The following is a 17,603-nucleotide window of genomic DNA, read 5'->3' as shown; positions in this document are numbered from 1 at the left end:
GCCCGTTCTGCCTGGCGGAACGCCCGGGCCCGGCGGCACGGGCGGCGTTGGTCAGCCGATGGGGTTGACGAAGGTGGCGGGGTGGGTGGCGCTCCTCTGGTCGACGAGCGGGCCCCAGGACCACTTCAAGGCCAGGGAGGTGCACCGCCTCCGAGGTCGCCGCGACGGTCGGGGCACGATGCGGCACGAAACCACCATGGACGTCGAGGCCAATTACACGGACTCGCGTGGCCAGTCGGAAATCGGGATTGGCATCACCCGGCTGCTGAACTTCGACCTGCTGCCCCGCATCAAGCGGATCAAGTCATCTGAGCGTGCGTGAAGCGTGGGCGAGGTCAGAAGGAGCGGCGGGAGAGGGAAGGAAACCAGACGCTCCACCTCCCTCCCGCGGACGTCATGTCGCTGCATTCACAGTGTCTTGTGAGGCGTCTGCCTTGGAATGCGGCTTCGCCACGCCCCGGCTACGCGTACGGTCCATCTCGCACCATTCCGGCCGCAGTCCAGCCAGATTCGTGGTGAGGAAGTAAGCGGTGCCGCAGGCGAGCAGCACCGGCACGAGTCCGACAGCGGTCACCGCCGCCCCGGCGATCAGCCCACCGAGAGGGATACCGGCCCAGGCCAGCGCGTCACCGAGCGCGTTGACCCGGCCCAGCATCCGGCGCGGCACCCGCTCGACGAGGACGGCTCCCAACACCGGGTTGACGAAGCCGGCACCGAACCCACTGACCGCGAAGACGGCCAGTACCATTCCCAACGGGGCATCGAAGGCGAGGATCAGGAATCTCGGTGCCCCGGCCAGCAGGAACCCGGTGAGAACCACCACCCGCCGCCGCAGCCGGTGCGCGACCACCGCGACGATCAGGCTCCCGCCGACCGCCGCGGCCCCCATCACGCTGCCCATCACACCGATCGCGGTCGGCCCGGTGCCGGATTCCCTGGCCCAGACGGGTACGAGCACCGAGGTGATCGCCGCGTCCAGCAGGTTGGTGAGGCCGCACATGATGATGACGATGAGCAGCAGCGGCTCGCCGCGCAGGAAGGTGAAGCCTTCACCGAACCGCCGCCAGTAGCCCGGTTCGGTTCCCCCGGCCGGCGAGGGGGCTTCCTCGGCCGCGTGTCCCATGCCGCGAGGCAGCGCCAATTTGATGATCACCGATCCGAGGGCGAAGCAGCCCGCGTTGACGGCGAGTCCGGTCAGCGGACCGAGCAGCGCCACCAGGGACCCGCCGACCGCCAGGCCGACGGTAGCGGCGAGCCGCTCGATCACACCGGCCAGACCGGTGGCCCGCTCCAGCGGCACCCGGCCGCGCTCGGCCGCTTCCGGGACCATCACCTCCTTGGCCAGGTCGCCGGGTCCCCGGGCCGCGCCGATCAGCGCGACCAGAGCTAGCAGAAGCGGAAAGGACAGCAGGTCCAGGGCGTGGAGCAGGGGAACCGCGGCGGCGGCGGTCGCGCTGGCCAGATCGGTGATCCAGGAAACGGCCCGCGGACCGATCCGGTCGACCAGCGGCCCGGTGAGCGCCTTGACCACCACGCAGGGCGCCATTTCGCAGAAGGCGACCAGTCCGGTCCGGGTGGCGCTGCCGGTGGTGACGAGGACGAACCAGGGCAGTGCCACAACGGAGATCCGCGTGCCGGTCAGCGACACGATCATGGCCGCCAGCACCCCGCCCAGCGGCCGTAAGGACCTCTTGCCGGGTATGCCGCCGGCCTCGGTGGCGTCGTCGGTCATGACGTCGGATTTCCTTCCGCTTCCGTAGGGTCGGAAGGGAGCGACGACGCGGCAGGTACAACTAGTTCGGGCAGGATCTGCGTGATGACGCCGACCCGTTCGGCCCCCTTCGGGGCACTGGCCACCGCGTCTGGGGTATCTCTCCGGTAGCGGACGATGACGGCCCTCAACTCTTGTCCCAGGGAGATCGCTTCCTCAGGGGTGAGCCGTAGGGCACAGTCGCTCATGTCGAAGGTGTCCCGCCACGCATGAGGCAGCGTCTGCAGCTCGTTCAGCGTCCGCTGAGTCCGCAAGGTGTAGGTGGCTGCGACGGACTGCAGAAACGCCAGTGCGGCCTCGGGCTCCCGGTCGGCCAGGTCCCGGGTGTTGAACTCCGTCGTTTGATGAACCGAACGCCACCAGCGCTCTCGTGCGTTGCCACGCTCTGTGACCTCCTCGACGAAACCCGCCGCACCGAGCTGGCGCAGGTGATAGCTGGCCGTCCCGGAATTCACGCCCAGCCGCTCCGCGAGGCGGGTGGCCGTCGACGGGCCGTACTTCCGCAGCAACCCGACCAACTGCACGCGCAGCGGATGTGCGAGGGCACGCAGCCCCTTGGCGTCCAGAACAACCGAGTTCTCTTCGGCGGAGCCATCGGCGCTCTCCATTGCATCAGTCATACGACACACGGTAGACCGCAAAGAGTTCTTCGCAAAGGGGTCTTCGCGAAGAACTCTTTGCGGTTCGACCGGGTTGCGAGATGCTGGTGCTTATCTACCGACTTGATTGTTGAGCAAGATCGGCAAGTGGGCGGCGAGCGGCCGGATCGACGTCAGATCATGCCTATAAAGCGGCGTCAGGAACCCGACACGCTCAGAACTTGAAGGGCGCCACCTCCGCCAGCGAGCCCTGTGCGTACCTCGAAGCGTTCGACCAGTTGCAGCGCATGGCGGTGTACGGCGACGCGGTACGCCGCCTGGTGATCATCGCCCGGGCTGCATTCGGGTTACGGCTCCGGGCGCCGCGTATTCACGCCGACCGCGCCCTACTGGACGGGTTTGCCGACCACCTGGGCCCCAGCGCGGGGGCGTCACCAGATGAGGATGCCGCCGTCCGTCTCCTGTGCTCTGCGGGCGGCATCCTCGATGTTCGCCAACCGTCCGGAGATCGCCTGCCTGTGCTCCTCGACCGTGCGGACGGGCACGGTCTCCGTCACGATCCGCTCCAGGTTCTCACGCAGCAGGACGCACTCGGCCACGAAGGCCGGAACCTGGTCGGCCTCGACTCGCAAGTCGCCGTCGGCCAGGACCGGGAAGAACCGGGCTCCCAGCGATCGGACCGCCTGCGAGCCCCACACGCGGGTGCGCCAGTCCTCGAAACCGGCCAGGTCTGAACAGCCTGGCGGCACGTCGAGCACCTGCGTCTGCCCGTCCGGGGCGATGACGAAGACATCCACCGACAAGCTCATCAGGTGAGTAGAGCACGGCAGCTCTGCGGCAGTCCATGTGATTCCCAGATCTCGGACGAACGGGGCATGTGGCAGTTTTGAACGACAAGGGCAGGTCGGTACTCGTGGCCCGGCATGGAGCTGGTGATCGGGCACGAGCTGCGGGTAGCCAGCTCTGTTCGCGAGTTGCGACAGCATACGTCCACAGGGGCGGAATTCCGGCCGTTGGGCCTTCAGGGCGGCGGCTGTCCTCTTGCCCTTCCAAGTTCACCAGGGGCATGTCCGATGCCGAGTGGTTCATGGATCCGGTGATCCTCACCACCACTTCCACACGACCGATCCGGACATCGGAAAAGCGCAGCGGTACGCGGATGTCGGCACCGAGTGGATCAAGGCGCTGTCCTGGCCCGCGGACGGCACCGGTGACGGGTGCTGCCGGAGCCGGTGGACATCGGCTGTGGGTATCCGTTGTGGGCACCTGCTGCGGGCATCTGCTGTTGCAGCTTTGCGAACGAAGCCGACGGGAAGTTGTTGCCCAACCGGGCGGTGCAGGAGGCACGGGAGGCTCGTTGCGGCTCGCCGATCAGTGCTGGGGGGAAGCCGCGGCCGAACCGGGCGTCACAGAAGGCGCGTGGTGGCGTCCAGGCGTCTGGAGGCGATAACCGACCGGCGGGTCCAGTCTGAAAGCCTGGACACAATTTGCACACAGCCTCTCTACATACTGGCCTCGATGGTCTAAATTGACCGTGCTTCGACAGACCGGACATGAAGCGCCCAAAAGTGATCAATAGGTCCGGTGCTACGAGCAGCCAGCAGTCACGTCCCCGGCATCAGACGTGGGGGTGATCAATTTCTGGAGCCTGAGAGGGTCTTGGGTGCGGGGAGCATCCGAGGTTTCGACGGGTTCCCGCGCGCCTCAAGAGTCTGGTAGGACATGCGCATCCGCTGTCGCCAGGGCGGGTTGTTCACGTAGCACCGAAAGAACCGGGATGTCATGCGCCGGGGGGCGGGGGCCTCCCGAGGGGAGATAACAGCGCGGCGCGGGGGGCGGGGCCTCCCGAGGAACAGTGCGAGGCGAGCACGTCGAACCACTGGCGACCTGGGGGGGTTCTGTGCGGCAGGGGGATTTGGTCAGCCCGTTTGCGTCGGCGCGCGGGCATCTTACGGACGGGGCGGCGATCAGCCGGCCCGCGATCGACTGGGAGCAGCGGTACCGCCGTACCGTGATCATCAGCGATACGGTGGCCACCGCCTTCGTGGTGGCGGCGATCGGCATCTTCTTCGGTGCCCGGGACGCGGCCAACTGGCACGAGAAATGGGGCATTCTCGCATTCGGCACCGAGTTGCTGGTGCTGGGAGCGCTTGCGGTGAGCCGGGCGTGGGCTCCGGCCGTACTCGGCCAGGGCGCCGAGGAATTCCGCCGGCTGGGACGCTCGCTGTTCGCGGCGGCCGTCGTACTGGCGCTCGGCGGGATCGCCCTCACCTCGCGCAACATCAAGCTCTGGATCTTCGTCGCGATTCCCGCGATCACGCTCGTCACCATGACCGCGCGGTATCTGCTGCGCCTGTGGCTGCACAAACAGCGGAAGGAAGGACGGTGTCTGCGACCGGTGCTCGCTGCCGGGAGCCCGGCGACCGTGCGCGATCTGATCACCCGGGCCCGCAAGTTCCCGCACCTCGGCTGGCGGGTGGATGCGGTGTGCACGACGGACGGCCTGGGGCCCGAGGGTGACCAACTGGACGGAGTGCCGGTGGTCGGTCAACTGGCGGACGTCGCCGACCACGTCCGCCGCGACGGCTACCGCGTCGTGGCGATCACACCGGACCCGCACTGGTCACCGGACCGGCTGCAGCGGCTGGCCTGGAACCTCGAAGGCAGCGATGCCGAGATGGTCGTGGCTCCCGTGCTGATGGAGGTGGCCGGTCCGCGGCTGCACGTCGACGCGGTGCTCGGGATTCCGCTGCTGCGGGTCAGCATGCCGGCCTTCACCGGCGGGCGAAGAGCCGTCAAAGAGGTCGTCGACCGGATGGGCGCGGCGGTCCTGCTGATGCTGTTCGCGCCGCTGATGGTGCTCGTCGGGCTGCTGGTGGTGGCGGACAGCCGGGGCGGGGCGTTCTACCGCCAGCGCAGGGTCGGCAAGGACGGCCGCGAGTTCACCATCATCAAGTTCCGCACCATGGTGGTCGGGGCCGACTCGGTACGTGCCGAGCTGGCCGGCCTCAACGAGGGCGCGGGGTTGCTGTTCAAGCTCCGCCGGGATCCGCGGGTGACCCGGGTGGGAGCGGTGCTGCGCCGGTATTCCATCGACGAGCTCCCGCAGCTCTTCAACGTACTCACCGGATCGATGTCGCTGGTCGGCCCGCGGCCACCGTTACCGGAGGAGTGCGCTGCCTACGGCCCGGACATCCGGCGGCGGCTGCTGGTCAAGCCCGGACTCACCGGCCTGTGGCAGATCAGCGGGCGCAGCGACCTGCCGTGGGAGGAGGCGGTCCGCCTCGACCTGCGGTACGTGGAGGACTGGTCGCTCGCCCTGGACACAGTGATCTTGTGGAAGACGCTGCGTGCGGTGATCTACGGGCAGGGGGCGTACTGATGCCGGGGGGCCTACTGATGTGCGGGGGGCTGCGGCCCGACGGTCCCGCCGGTGCGAGAACCGCAGGCCGCCGGGGCCTGCCTGGGGGGAGGGACGGGTCATGAAGGTCAGCGTTTTCGGGCTCGGTTACGTGGGCTGTGTATCGGCCGCGTGCCTGGCCGGCATGGGTCACCAGGTCATCGGGGTGGACGTGAACCAGGTGAAGGTCGACCTGGTCAACGACGGCAAGGCCCCGGTGGTCGAGGAGCGGATCGGCGAGCTCATCGCCGAAGTCGTACGCAGTGGAGCGTTACGCGCCACCGGCGACGTCCGCGAGGCGGTCATGGGCAGTGAGGTGTCGCTGGTCTGCGTGGGCACGCCCTCGGAGCCCAACGGCAGCCTGTGCACCACGTACTTGGAGCGAGTCACCGAGCAGATCGGCGCCGCGCTGGCGGACCTCAAAGGGCGCAGTGGGCCCAGTGGGCGCAGTGGGCGGCGGACCGTCGTCTTCCGCAGCACCATGCTGCCGGGCACCTGTCTGAACCTGCTGGTGCCGATCCTGGAGAAGCACGTCGGCGGCACGGCCGGGGTGGACTTCGGGGTCGCGGTCAACCCGGAGTTCCTGCGCGAGGGCACGAGCGTGCGGGACTTCTTCGATCCGCCCAAGACGGTCATCGGCGAACTCGACCCGGCCAGCGGCGACGTGGTGGCGGCGCTGTACGAGGACCTGCCCGGCGAGGTGTTCCGGGTGCCGGTGCCGACGGCCGAGGCGATCAAGTACGCGGACAACGCGTTCCACGGCCTCAAGATCGGCTTCGCGAACGAGCTGGGCGCGGTGTGCCAGGCGCTCGGGGTGGACTCGCACCAGGTGATGGATGTGTTCCTGGCCGACCGCAAGCTGAACATCAGCCCCGCCTACCTGCGGCCCGGCTTCGCCTTCGGTGGCTCCTGCCTGCCCAAGGACTTGCGCAGCCTGGTCCACGCGGCACGGCGGGCCGACGTCTCGGTGCCCATCCTCTCCCACGTACTGCCCTCCAACTCCGCACACCTGGAGCGCGCGGTGGAACTGGTCGAGCGCACCGGCAGACGCCGGGCGGGCCTGTTCGGGCTGTCCTTCAAACCCGGCACCGACGACCTGCGCGAGAGCCCGCTCGTCGAGCTGGCGGAGAGGCTTTTCGGCAAGGGGTACGACCTGAAGATCTACGACGCCAACGTCAGCCTGTCCCGGCTGCTCGGCGCGAACCGCGAATACATCGAGACCCGGCTGCCGCACCTGGCCAAACTGCTCGCGGACTCCGTCGATGAGGTGCTCCAGCACGCCGAGGTGTGCCTGGTCGGGACCAAGGACCCGGCCGTGCTCTCGGCGCTGCCCCATGGCGACGGTCCGGTGATCGTCGATCTCGTCCGCCTCCCCGACGCCGAGGCGCGCCGGGCCGAACCGGGGTACGTGGGCCTTGCCTGGTGACACATCGTTTCGCGGGACACCCGGCGGCGGCCGGCCCGGACGGCGCGCGCTGATCCTGGTGGAGAACCTGTCGGTGCCGTTCGACCGGCGGGTGTGGCAGGAGTGCACGACGCTGCGCGACGCGGGCTGGACGGTGCACGTCATCTGTCCGCAGGGCACGAAGCGGGACACGGAGCCGGAGGCGGAGATCGACGGGGTACGGATCCACCGTTACCCGTTGCGCGCGGCCACCGGAGGGCCGGCCGGCTATCTGCGGGAGTACGGATCGGCGTTGTGGCATACGGCCCGGCTGGCCCGGAAGGCCGGCCCGGTCGACGTGGTCCACGCCTGCAACCCGCCCGACCTGCTGTTCCTGCCGGCACTGTGGCTCAAGCGGCGCGGCGCGCGGTTCGTCTTCGACCAGCACGACCTGGTACCGGAGCTGTACCTCTCCCGGTTCGGCCGCGGCGAGGACCTGCTCTACCGCGCCGTGTGCGCACTGGAGCGGCTGACCTACCGGGCCGCGGACGTCGTGCTCGCCACGAACGAGAGCTACCGGGACGTCGCGGTGCGCCGTGGCGGCCGGCGCCCAAAGGACGTTTTCGTGGTGCGCAGCGCGCCCGACACCGAGCGGTTCCACCCCGTACCGCCCGAGCCGGAGCTCAAGCGCGGCAAGCCTCATCTGCTGTGCTACCTCGGCGTCATGGGCCCGCAGGACGGCGTGGACTACGCCTTGCGGGCCCTGGCGAAGCTGCGTGACGAGCTGGGGCGGACCGACTGGCACGCGGTGTTCGTGGGCGCCGGCGACACCTTCGAGGCGATGGTGGAGCTGTCCCGGCGGCTCGGGCTCCAGGAGCAGGTGCAGTTCACCGGCCGTATTCCCGACGCCGATCTGGTGCGCTACCTGTCCACCGCGGACGTGTGCCTCTCCCCCGACCCGCATAATCCGCTCAACGACGTGTCGACCATGAACAAGGTCCTGGAGTACATGGTGATGGGCCGGCCGATCGTCTCCTTCGACCTGCGGGAGGCGAGAGTGTCCGCCGGTGACGCCGCCCTCTACGCACCCGCCAACGACGAGGCGGGGTTCGCCGGACTCATCGCGCGGCTGCTGGACGATCCCCAGGAGCGGGCGAGGATGGGCAAGATCGGCCGGGAACGGATCGGCGGACAGCTTTCCTGGCGGAACTCGCAGGCGTCACTGCTCGCCGCCTACGCCGCCGCCTGCCGTGACCACGCCCCGGTGCCGGCGGGCGGCCCGGTCCGGGCGCCAAGGAGGCGGCGCCGTTGAGCGATGACCCGGTGCGCCTGGCCACGATCGGGCGGATCCTCCGTCGGCGCCGACGGCTTCTCGCCCTCCTCGCCCTGGTGGGCGCGCTCGTCGGCTACGGCGTTTGTCTGCTGTTCCCGCCCACGTACACGACCTCGGCATCGGTGCTGCTGCCGGGGCAGTGGGAGGAGCGCGAGCTGCTGACCCAGGCGGAGATCGCGACCAGTTCGGAGGTGGTCGACCGGGCTGCCGCCATGCTCCGCTGGACCGGGGGCAGTGGCGCCGAGCTGCGGGAGCGGGTGAGCGCCAAGGCCACCGACGGGAACATCCTGAAGATCTCGGGTACGGCCGACACACCGGAGCACGCGCAGCGGCTCTGTGACCAGGTGGCCCAGCAATTCGTCACCTTCGCCGCGCGGATCGCGGGAGACAGCACCGACCCCGAAGCGGTGACGGGGTCCGAGGCGCTGCGGCAGCAGATGGAGGAGACCAACCGCCGCATCAGCGACCTGGCGAACGGGGCCGATCCGGGGCGGACCGTGGAGAGCGTGCAGGCCCGCACCGAGCTGGAGAAGCTGCGTACCGCGCTCCAGGAGGCCATGAAGAAGCTGGACGAGGCCGACCCGGCGGTCAAGAAGGCCGGCATGGTCGTCATGGGGCCGGCGGCCCGGCCGGCCGGTGAGGCGGCGCCGACCAGGGCGCAGCTCGTCCTCGCCGGGGCACTGCTGTTCTTCCTGCTCGGGGTCGTCGGCCATCTCGCCGCCGCACGGGGCAGCCGTCGGCCGCGCACCGGACCGGAGATCGCCGCGGCGCTCGGCTCGGCGCTGCTGGGGGGCGTCGACGTACCTGATGAACGGCCCGCGCACCGGCCGAAGGGCCGTGGCGTGCGGGCCTGGATCCGCTGGCTGCTGGGCGTGGAGACCCGGTGGGACGTGCCTCCCCCGCAGCCGTCCGGCGGCGAGGCCGCCCGGCGGATCCGCTACCGGCGGGTGTGCGCCCGACTCCGGGACCATCTGCCGGTCTCCCGGCGGCTTCTGGTCGTCGTACCGGACGGTGACGAGATCGCCCGCCGGGCCGCCGGGCAGCTCGTCGCCGAGGCCGCCGGCGATCCTCCCCCAGCTCGTCGAGCAGGGGGTGTCCCATGCTGCGGGTGGTGGAGGTCTCGGTGGCCCGGCCGATGGTGCCGGACCGCGGCACCGAGTCCGGTGCCCTGGTGGTGCTCAGCGCGGGCCTGTGGACCGCGCAGGAGCTCGCCGGCATCGCCCAGGCGTGTACGGACGCCGGGCACGAGCTTGTCGGCACCGTCCTCGCCGGTACGGTCCGGGCCCGTCCGGCGCGGTCCGCCGGCCGCCCTCCGGAGAACGCCACGGTGGCACTCGCGGTGCACGGCCACGCGAGGGGAGGCCCGGTGTGACGACGGACACGACGTCGCAGTCCTCGCCGGCCGCTCCGCTGCTGGACCTTCAGGCGCTGGTGGCGGCGGTGCGCAGGCGCCGCCGCCTGTGGTGCTCCATGGTGCTCTTAGGGCTGCTGGTCGGCGCGGCGGTGGCGGTGCTGCTGCCGCCACCGCCGACCGCGGTGACCAAGGTGCTGGTCGCGCACAAGGAGGACCAGCCGAACGACACCGGAACGCTGATCCGTACCGATGTGGCGCTGCTGGGGACCACGCGGATCGCCGGCCAGGCCCTTGCGTCCCTGAAGTCCCCGCAAGAGCCGGAAGACTTCATGGGGGACTACCGGGGTACCGGCTTGACCAACAACCTGTTGCAGATCGATGTGACAGGTGGGAGTGAGGCGGAAGCGGTGGCCCGGGCCAAGGCGCTGGCCGACGCGTTCGTCGCGGACCACATCAGGCGGATGCGGGAGGCAGCGACGGCCGAGGCCACGGCCCTGCTCGACCAGCGTGACCGTATGCGCGAGGAGCTCGCGCAGGTCAACAAGGCGATCGGACACCGGTCGCCGAAGGGCGACCCGAAAGCCTCGGCGAGCCTGGAGTCGCTCTTCGCCCGCCGGGCCGAACTCAACTCGCGGATCGCCGATTTCGACCAGCGCGCCTCGGAGGCGCGCACCGGCACGCCCCGGCTCGTCGCCGGCACGCAGATCGTGGACGCCCCGCGCGCGGTACGGCACTCCCTGCCCAAGGCCGCTGCGACCAACGCCGCGATCGGATCCGTCCTCGGGCTCGTCCTCGGGCTCGCGCTGGCCGCGGTCGGCGCGGTGGTGGCGGACCGTCCCGTACTGCGCCGGGAGATCGCGGTGAACCTGGGTGCCTCGGTCATGGCGGAGCTGCGCCGCGCACCCCGCCGGCCGGCCGGGCTGCGGCAGCGCCCGGGGACCCGGGCGGCGTACGAACGGCTCACCGCGGCCCTGGCCCGCATCGTGCGCGGCTCCGCGGAACCGGTGTCGCTGCTGGAACTGGGCTGTGCGCACAGCGCGAGCGTGATCGCCTTGAACCTCGCCAGGGCGCTGGCGGCGAAGGAGCAGGTGGTCGTCGTCGACGGGCTGCCCGGCCCGGAGCTCGCCAACAGCCGCCAGGAGCCGGGAGACCCTGCCGTGGTCGGCGGCGAGCGTGCCGCGGCCCTGCCGCACCGGGTGCGCCGGCTCGGCGTCGGCTCGGTCGCGCCCGGCACGGCGTGGACCGACCTGCCCTGGCTCGGTGGCCGGGCCGTGCTGGTCGTACGGGCCGGGCACGGCAGCGCCGCTTGGCTGCACACCGTGGCGCGGCAGCTCGCGGACCTGCGCGTGGCGGTGATCGGTGTGGTGCTGATCGACCCCGATCCGCGGGACCGGACCGACGGCACGCTGTGGGACGGGCAGCGCACCGCGCTGCGCGGCCACTTCGAGTGGCTGGCCCGGCGCAACGGTGGCGGTACCTCCCACGCCGTTCAGGCAGTGGGAGAGGGCGGGCCGTGGACGGAGCGGCGGTCGGGGCCGGCCGCACGGATCCCGGACAGCGACCAGGAGGCGCGGTAGGACATGTGTGGCATCGCAGGTACGTACCGGTGGCCGGACGGGAAGGCCGTGACCGACCGGCTCACCGATGTCCTCGCCCACCGCGGCCCGGACGGGGCGGGCCGCTACAGCCACCGCGCCGGTGACGGCGAGGTGCACCTCGGGCACCGCCGACTGGCCATCATCGACCTGTCCGGGACCGGCGCCCAGCCGATGGTCTCCGGCGGCCTCGCCCTGACGTACAACGGCGAGCTGTACAACGCGCCCGAACTGCGTGCCGAGCTGGCAGCCGCCGGGGTGCGCTTTCGCGGTACCTCCGACACCGAGGTGCTGCTGGAGGCATGGCGGCGCTGGGGCACCGACTGCCTGCCCCGGCTGCGTGGCATGTTCGCCTTCGCGGTCTTCGACGAGCGCACCGGTGATCTGGTGCTCGCCCGCGACCAGTTGGGCATCAAGCCGCTGTTCCTGCTCCGGCGCGGTGCGGGCCTGGTGTTCGCCTCCGAGCTCAAGGCGCTGGCCGCCATCAGTGGCGGGTCGCTGGAGGTGGACCCCGCGGCGCTGGTGGCCTCGCTGCTGTACTACTGGGTGCCGGACTCGCGCTGCGCGTTCCGTGAGGCGGAAAAGCTGCCGCCGGGGAGCTGGCTCAGGTTCCGGCCCGACGGCCGGGTGGAGCGTGGCCGGTACTGGAACCTGAAGGAGGTCGCCGCCGAGGGCCGGGAACAGGCCCGGGCCGGTGAGCAGCCGGACCTGGCGGCCATCGTCGAGGAGTCGACCCGGCAGCACCTGCTCTCCGACGTGCCCGTGGCGACCTTCCTCTCCGGCGGTCTCGACTCCAGCTACCTGACCGCGCTCGCGGCCCGCCACCAGCCGGGGATCTCCGCGTACACGATCGGTTTCCGCGCCGAGGACGCCAGGTTCGAGGCGATGCCGGACGACCTGCGCTACGCCCGGCAGGTGGCCGAGCGGTTCGGCGTGGACCTGCACGAGATCGAGATCGCTCCGAACGTGCTCGACCTGCTGCCGCGGATGACGTACCACCTGGACGAGCCGATCGGCGACCCCGCCGCGATCAACACCTTCCTGATCTGTTCGGCCGCCCGGGAGGCCGGGGTCAAGGTGATGCTTTCGGGGATGGGGGCGGACGAGCTGTTCGCCGGGTACCGCAAGCACCTGGCCAACCTGCTCGCGCTGCGCTACCAGCGCGTCCCGCGGCCCCTGCGGCGCGGGGTGTCCGCGGCCGTGGACCGGCTGCCGGTCGCCACGTCCCGCCGGGGGTACCGGTCGGTGCGCTTCGCCAAGCGGTTCCTCTCCTTCGCCGATCTGCCCGAGGAGACCGCGTTCCGGCGCAGTTACACCATGTACGACGAGGAGGAGCTGCTCGCCCTGGTCGATCCGGACCTGGCCCGGACGGTCCAGGACGTGCTGAGCGAGCACGCCCAGATCTACCAGGACAACGACCTGGACGACTTCGTCAACCGTATGTGCCTGGGGGACGCCCGGATGTTCCTGCCGGGCCTGAACCTCGCGTACACGGACCGGTCGAGCATGGCCGCCTCGACCGAGGTACGGGTGCCGTACGTGGACGTCGAGGTGGTCAGGGCGGCGTTCGCGGTGCCGGGCGATCGCAAGATCGTCGGACGGCAGGGCAAGGCCGTCCTGAAGGAGGCGGCCACCTCGGTCCTGCCCCGGGAGATCGTCTACCGGCCCAAGGGCCTGTTCAGCGCCCCGCTGCGCGCCTGGATGAGCCGGGATCTGGCACCGCTGGTGCGCGAGGTGGTCAACGACGGCCTGCTCGTCCGTTCCGGGTTCCTGCGCCGTGACGCGCTGGCGCGGCTGGTCGCCGAGGACGCCGCCGGGCAGCGGGACTTCTCCAAGCATCTGTGGCACGTGCTGACCCTGGAGTACTGGTATCGCGGCGCGACCTCCGGCTCCGGCCGGAGACAGGCGGCCTGACGGCGTGGAAACAAGAGGAGCTCGGGTGAAACAGGTTGTGCAGAACTACAGGAGTGGCGAGCTGGCGCTGCTCGACGTGCCGGTACCGGGGTGCAAGCCGGGCGGCGTGCTGGTCCGGAGCGCCTACTCGCTCATCTCCACCGGGACCGAGCTCATGAAGGTGTCCGAGGCCGGCATGTCGATGCTGGGCAAGGCCCGCTCCCGGCCGGACCAGGTGGCCAAGGTCGTACAGAGCGTGGCCACCAACGGGGTGCCCGCCACCTACCGCAAGGTGATGGGCAAGCTGGACTCCTACACGCCGCTGGGCTACTCGCTGTGCGGGGTGGTCGAGCAGGTCGGCACCGGGATCGAGGATGTGGCGGTCGGTGACCTCGTGGCCTGTGCCGGCAACGAGCACGCGCTGCACGCGGAGCTGAACTGGGTGCCGAAGAACCTCTACGCCCGGGTGCCGGACGGCCTCGCGCCGCGGCACGCGGCCTTCGGCACCGTCGGGTCGATCGCGTTGCAGGGGGTGCGCCGCGGCGAGTCACAGCTCGGCGACGTGGCCCTGGTCATCGGCCTGGGGCTGATCGGGCAACTGGTGGTGCAACTGCTGGCCGCCTCGGGGGTCCGCGTCGTCGGGGCCGACCCCGACCCGGCGCGCTGCGAGCTGGCCGCGCGTCTGGGCGCCGCGGCCTGCGGCGATCCCGCGTCCGCGGCCGTGGAGGCCGCCGTCGCCGAGCTCACCGGCGGTCACGGCGTGGACCAGGTGTACCTGGCCGCCGGCGGCGGCAGCAACCAGCCCGTCGAGCTGGCCGCCCGGCTGAGCCGGGACCGCGGCCGGGTCGTCGACATCGGCAAGTGCCGCCTGGACCTGCCGTGGAACGCGTACTACGAGAAGGAGCTCGACGTCCGGTTCTCCCGCAGTTACGGCCCCGGGCGTTACGACCCGGAGTACGAACTCCAGGGGCGGGACTACCCGGTCGGCTACGTGCGCTGGACCGAGCGCCGCAACCTGGCCTGCTTCCTGGACCTCCTGGCGCGCGGCAGTGTCGACGTGGAGCCCCTGATCTCCCACGTCGCCGGCTTCGATGACGCCGTCGAGACGTACCGGAGTCTTGAGGACGGCGACTTGAAGGCCGTGGCCGTACTGTTCCGCTACCCCGGACAGGCGGCGAAACCGCAGGCCCCTGCGGTGGCCGTGCCCGCGGTGAACGTCGAGCGGACTTCGGCCCGGGCCGTCAGGACGCCGGTGCGCCTGGCGTTCGTCGGCGCGGGAAACTACGCCACCTCCATGCTGCTGCCGCACCTGGCACAGCGCGACGGCGTCACGTTGTCGACGGTCGTCACCACGACGGCGCTGTCCGCGGCCAACGCGCGGCGCAAGTTCGGCTTCGCCGAGGCGACCACCGATCTCGACGCCGTACTCGGCGACAAGTCCATCGACGCGGTGTTCGTGGTCACCCGGCACAGCTCGCACGCCGAACTGACCCGAAGAGCACTGCTGGCCGGCAAGGCCGTGTTCGTGGAAAAGCCGCTGGCCCTCACCGAGGAGGAGCTGGCCGGGGTGCTCGCGGCGGTGGAGGAGTCCGGCAACGACCGGCTGCAGGTGGGCTTCAACCGCCGGTTCGCGCCGCTGCTGCGTCAGGCCCGGCAGCGGTTCGGCGCCCGCAGCGGCCCGGCGAACCTGCGCTACCTGGTCAACGCGGGCCGGCTGGAGCACGGCAGTTGGTACCTGCGGCAAGGCACCGAGGGCTCGCGGTTCGCCGGCGAGGGCGGACACTTCATCGACACGGCGAGCTGGCTGCTGGGGGCCGACCCGTCATCGGTGTACGCGCTCGCCACGCCCGGCAACGAGGACCTCCAGGTCGTACTGCGCTACCCGGACGGGTCCACGGCCACCATCAGTTACCTCACCACCGGCCCGGCCTCCTACCCCAAGGAGACGCTGGACCTGGTCGCGGACAACCGTGCGCTGCGGCTGGAGGACTTCGTCCGCGCCTCGGTGTTCTTCGACGGTACGGCCGGCCGTAAGCGGTGGGTCAGCTCGCGGCTGCCCAAGGCCCGGGACAAGGGACAGAACGCCGAGCTGGCCGCGTTCATCAAGGCCGTACGGACCGGCGGGCCGATGCCGGTGCGGCTGGAGTCGCTGGCCGCCACCACGGCGGCCACCCTCGCTGTGCAGACCGGCCTGGCCGGCGGCGCGCCGGTGACGTTGGCGAGGACGCGATGACGGTGAGCCCGGGGGGCCTGGGCTGGTACCTGCGACGGCTGTCCCGGATGGGGCCGCAGGAGGTCGCGGGCCGGGTGGGCGACGCGGTGCGCAGGCGGCGGTGGCGCTCGGCGCGGCCCGACTGCCCGCGCGTGGCCGGTGCCCGGTTCACCGCGGTCCTGCCCGCCGGGACGCTCGCCGCGGTGCCACCGGACGCCGCGAAACGTCTGATCGCCGAGGCGGACCGGCTGGTGGCCGGGCACGCCGAGTTCTTCGGTGTGGTCCGCGACGACCTGGCCGACCCGGACTGGTGGTACGACCCGAAGACCGGGCGCCGGGCTCCGTGGGGCTACGCCTTCGACGTGCCGTACCGCAACGAGGACGCGGTCGGGGACATCAAGCAGATCTGGGAGCTGTCCCGGCATCAGTACCTCACCGTGCTCGCCGCCGCCTACGCGCTCACCGGGAACGAGCGGTACGCCGAGCGGGTGGAGGGGCACCTGCGGTCGTGGTGGGCGGCCAACCCGCCGCTGCGCGGCGTGCACTGGATCAGCGGCATCGAGCTGGGCATCCGGCTGCTGTCGTGGGTGTGGATCCGTCGGCTGCTCGACGGCTGGCCGGGCGCGGCAGAGCTGTTCGAGGGCAATCCGGTGGCGCTCCGCCAGATCTGGCACCACCAGCGCTGGCTCGCCGCCTTTCCCAGCCGGGGGTCCTCGGCGAACAACCACGTCATCGCCGAGGCCACCGGGCAGTTCGCGGCGGCCTGCGCGTTCGGGTGGTTCCCCTCCTCGGCGCGCTGGCGGGCCGACGCGCTGCGGTCGCTGGAGCGGCATCTGCGCGGCAACACCTTCCCCTCCGGCCTCAACCGTGAGCTGGCCACCGAGTATCACGGACTGGTGCTGGAGCTGGGCCTGGCCGCGGTGGCCGAGGCGGACGCCGCCGGCGTACCGGTCCCCGCGCCGGTCCGGCTGGTGCTGCTGCGGATGACCGACGCGCTCGCGGCGGTGGTGGACAGTCATCTGCGACCGCCGCGTCAGGGGGACGCGGACGACGGTCACGGTCTGGTCCTGGACGGCGCGGGCACCGACCGCTGGGCTTCGCTGCTGGCCACCGGGGACGCCGTGTTCGGCCGGCTCGCCTGGTGGCCGACGGTGACCGGCACGGATGTACGTACACCCCTGCTGGCCGCACTGATCCGGCCGCAGGCGAAGGGAACCGCACCGGCCGTGACCCGCCCGGCGAGCCGGCCGGCCCACTTCGCCGACGCGGGGCTCACCATCCTGCGCGGCCCGGGGGAAATCTGGTGCCGCTGTGACGGCGGTCCGCACGGCTTCTTGTCCATCGCCGCGCACGCCCACGCGGACGCGCTGTCCGTGGAGGTCCGGCACGACGGGGTCGACGTGCTCGCCGACCCGGGGACGTTCTGCTACCACGGGCAGCCCGAGTGGCGGCAGTACTTCCGCTCGACCCTGGGCCACAACACCCTGCGGCTGGACGGCCGTGACCAGTCCGTCTCCGGCGGCCCGTTCCTGTGGACCCGGCACGCCCGCAGCCGGGTCCTGGTCGCGGACACCTCGGGCGCCTTGGACGGGGGGACGGCCCGCTGGTGCGCCGAGCACGACGGCTACCAGCCTTGCGTACACCGCCGCCGGGTCGAACTGGCCGCCGCGAGCCGGGAGTTGCGCGTGGTCGACGAGGTGCGCGGCCCGCGCCGGGCCGTGGACCTGGCGTTCCACCTCGGGCCGGCGATCGCCGTACACCTGGTGGGGAACCGGGCGGTGCTCACCTGGACCCGGGACGGCGAGGACCGCTCGGCGGTGCTCGACCTGCCCGGGCAGTTGCGCTGGCGGGCGCACCGCGGCGGGACCGGCTCTTCCCCAGGCCCTTCGAGCAGCGGGACCGGCTCTTCCCCGGGCTCTTCGAGCAGGGACCACCCCGGGCTGGGCTGGTACTCCCCGGCTTCGGGCGCAAGGAACCCGCCACCACGCTGGTCGGCAGCGGCTTCGCCGACGGCGCGCAGGGTTTCACCACCGTACTCAGGTTCCGCGGCTAGGGGGGAGGA

The 17,603-nt window shown here is 71.2% G+C and carries 10 protein-coding genes and 2 pseudogenes; 9 read left to right on the top strand and 3 right to left on the bottom strand.

Features of this window, described 5'->3' with window-relative positions; all coding sequences use genetic code 11:
- Positions 1 to 85: 85 nt before the first annotated feature.
- Entirely contained in the window at positions 86 to 322 is a 237-nt protein-coding gene (locus tag KGS77_RS33355; protein ID WP_242587039.1) for a transposase, read from the top strand.
- Between the two features lie 72 nt (positions 323 to 394).
- On the opposite strand, the gene KGS77_RS33350 is transcribed toward KGS77_RS33355, so the two are convergent.
- The 3 genes from KGS77_RS33350 to KGS77_RS33340 form a co-directional block, all read right to left on the bottom strand.
- A complete protein-coding gene (locus KGS77_RS33350) occupies positions 395 to 1,732 on the bottom strand; it encodes an MFS transporter (protein WP_242587038.1) in 1,338 nt (445 codons plus the stop codon).
- A complete protein-coding gene (locus KGS77_RS33345; RefSeq protein WP_242587037.1) occupies positions 1,729 to 2,391 on the bottom strand; it encodes a helix-turn-helix domain-containing protein in 663 nt (220 codons plus the stop codon). The genes KGS77_RS33350 and KGS77_RS33345 overlap by 4 nt, the downstream gene beginning before the upstream one ends.
- A gap of 410 nt (positions 2,392 to 2,801) precedes the next feature.
- Entirely contained in the window at positions 2,802 to 3,179 is a 378-nt protein-coding gene (locus KGS77_RS33340; RefSeq protein ID WP_242587036.1) for a hypothetical protein, read from the bottom strand.
- Between the two features lie 1,106 nt (positions 3,180 to 4,285).
- On the opposite strand from KGS77_RS33340, the gene KGS77_RS33335 reads away from it, so the two are divergent.
- From KGS77_RS33335 to KGS77_RS33300, 8 genes and pseudogenes are all read left to right on the top strand, one after another.
- Positions 4,286 to 5,752, top strand: a complete 1,467-nt coding sequence (locus KGS77_RS33335) for a sugar transferase (protein WP_347404560.1) — start codon at positions 4,286 to 4,288, stop codon at positions 5,750 to 5,752.
- 100 nt (positions 5,753 to 5,852) lie between these two features.
- Positions 5,853 to 7,196 (top strand): nucleotide sugar dehydrogenase, encoded by a 1,344-nt coding sequence (locus KGS77_RS33330; RefSeq protein ID WP_242587034.1) that lies wholly within the window; start codon positions 5,853 to 5,855, stop codon positions 7,194 to 7,196.
- Entirely contained in the window at positions 7,186 to 8,466 is a 1,281-nt protein-coding gene (locus tag KGS77_RS33325; RefSeq protein ID WP_242587033.1) for a glycosyltransferase family 4 protein, read from the top strand. Before KGS77_RS33330 ends, KGS77_RS33325 begins: the two co-directional genes overlap by 11 nt.
- A pseudogene (locus KGS77_RS33320) lies at positions 8,463 to 9,859 on the top strand (Wzz/FepE/Etk N-terminal domain-containing protein). Before KGS77_RS33325 ends, KGS77_RS33320 begins: the two are co-directional and overlap by 4 nt.
- Complete coding sequence (locus KGS77_RS33315) at positions 9,856 to 11,418, top strand: Wzz/FepE/Etk N-terminal domain-containing protein (protein WP_242587032.1); 1,563 nt, start codon at positions 9,856 to 9,858, stop codon at positions 11,416 to 11,418. Before KGS77_RS33320 ends, KGS77_RS33315 begins: the two are co-directional and overlap by 4 nt.
- Before the next feature lie 3 nt (positions 11,419 to 11,421).
- Positions 11,422 to 13,350 carry an asparagine synthase (glutamine-hydrolyzing) gene (gene asnB / locus KGS77_RS33310; protein ID WP_242587031.1) on the top strand — a complete coding sequence of 643 codons (1,929 nt, stop codon included), beginning with the start codon at positions 11,422 to 11,424 and terminating at the stop codon, positions 13,348 to 13,350.
- A gap of 25 nt (positions 13,351 to 13,375) precedes the next feature.
- Positions 13,376 to 15,562 carry a bi-domain-containing oxidoreductase gene (locus tag KGS77_RS33305; protein ID WP_242587030.1) on the top strand — a complete coding sequence of 729 codons (2,187 nt, stop codon included), beginning with the start codon at positions 13,376 to 13,378 and terminating at the stop codon, positions 15,560 to 15,562.
- Positions 15,559 to 17,594 (top strand): annotated as a pseudogene (locus KGS77_RS33300) (alginate lyase family protein). The gene KGS77_RS33305 and the pseudogene KGS77_RS33300 overlap by 4 nt, the downstream one beginning before the upstream one ends.
- Positions 17,595 to 17,603 lie beyond the last annotated feature (9 nt).

The sequence above is a fragment of the Streptomyces sp. MST-110588 genome (assembly GCF_022695595.1).
Classification (GTDB): domain Bacteria; phylum Actinomycetota; class Actinomycetes; order Streptomycetales; family Streptomycetaceae; genus Streptomyces.
The sequence above is the reverse complement of the archived record's forward strand: the minus strand, read 5'-3'. Positions and strand labels throughout refer to the sequence as shown.

What these genes read in the sequence shown, in the direction of transcription:
- KGS77_RS33350 (WP_242587038.1), bottom strand. Translation starts at nt 1,732, where the DNA reads ATGACCGACGACGCCACCGAGGCCGGCGGCATACCCGGCAAGAGGTCC.
- KGS77_RS33345 (WP_242587037.1), bottom strand. Translation starts at nt 2,391, where the DNA reads ATGACTGATGCAATGGAGAGCGCCGATGGCTCCGCCGAAGAGAACTCG.
- KGS77_RS33340 (WP_242587036.1), bottom strand. Translation starts at nt 3,179, where the DNA reads ATGAGCTTGTCGGTGGATGTCTTCGTCATCGCCCCGGACGGGCAGACG.
- KGS77_RS33330 (WP_242587034.1), top strand. Translation starts at nt 5,853, where the DNA reads ATGAAGGTCAGCGTTTTCGGGCTCGGTTACGTGGGCTGTGTATCGGCC.
- asnB (WP_242587031.1), top strand. Translation starts at nt 11,422, where the DNA reads ATGTGTGGCATCGCAGGTACGTACCGGTGGCCGGACGGGAAGGCCGTG.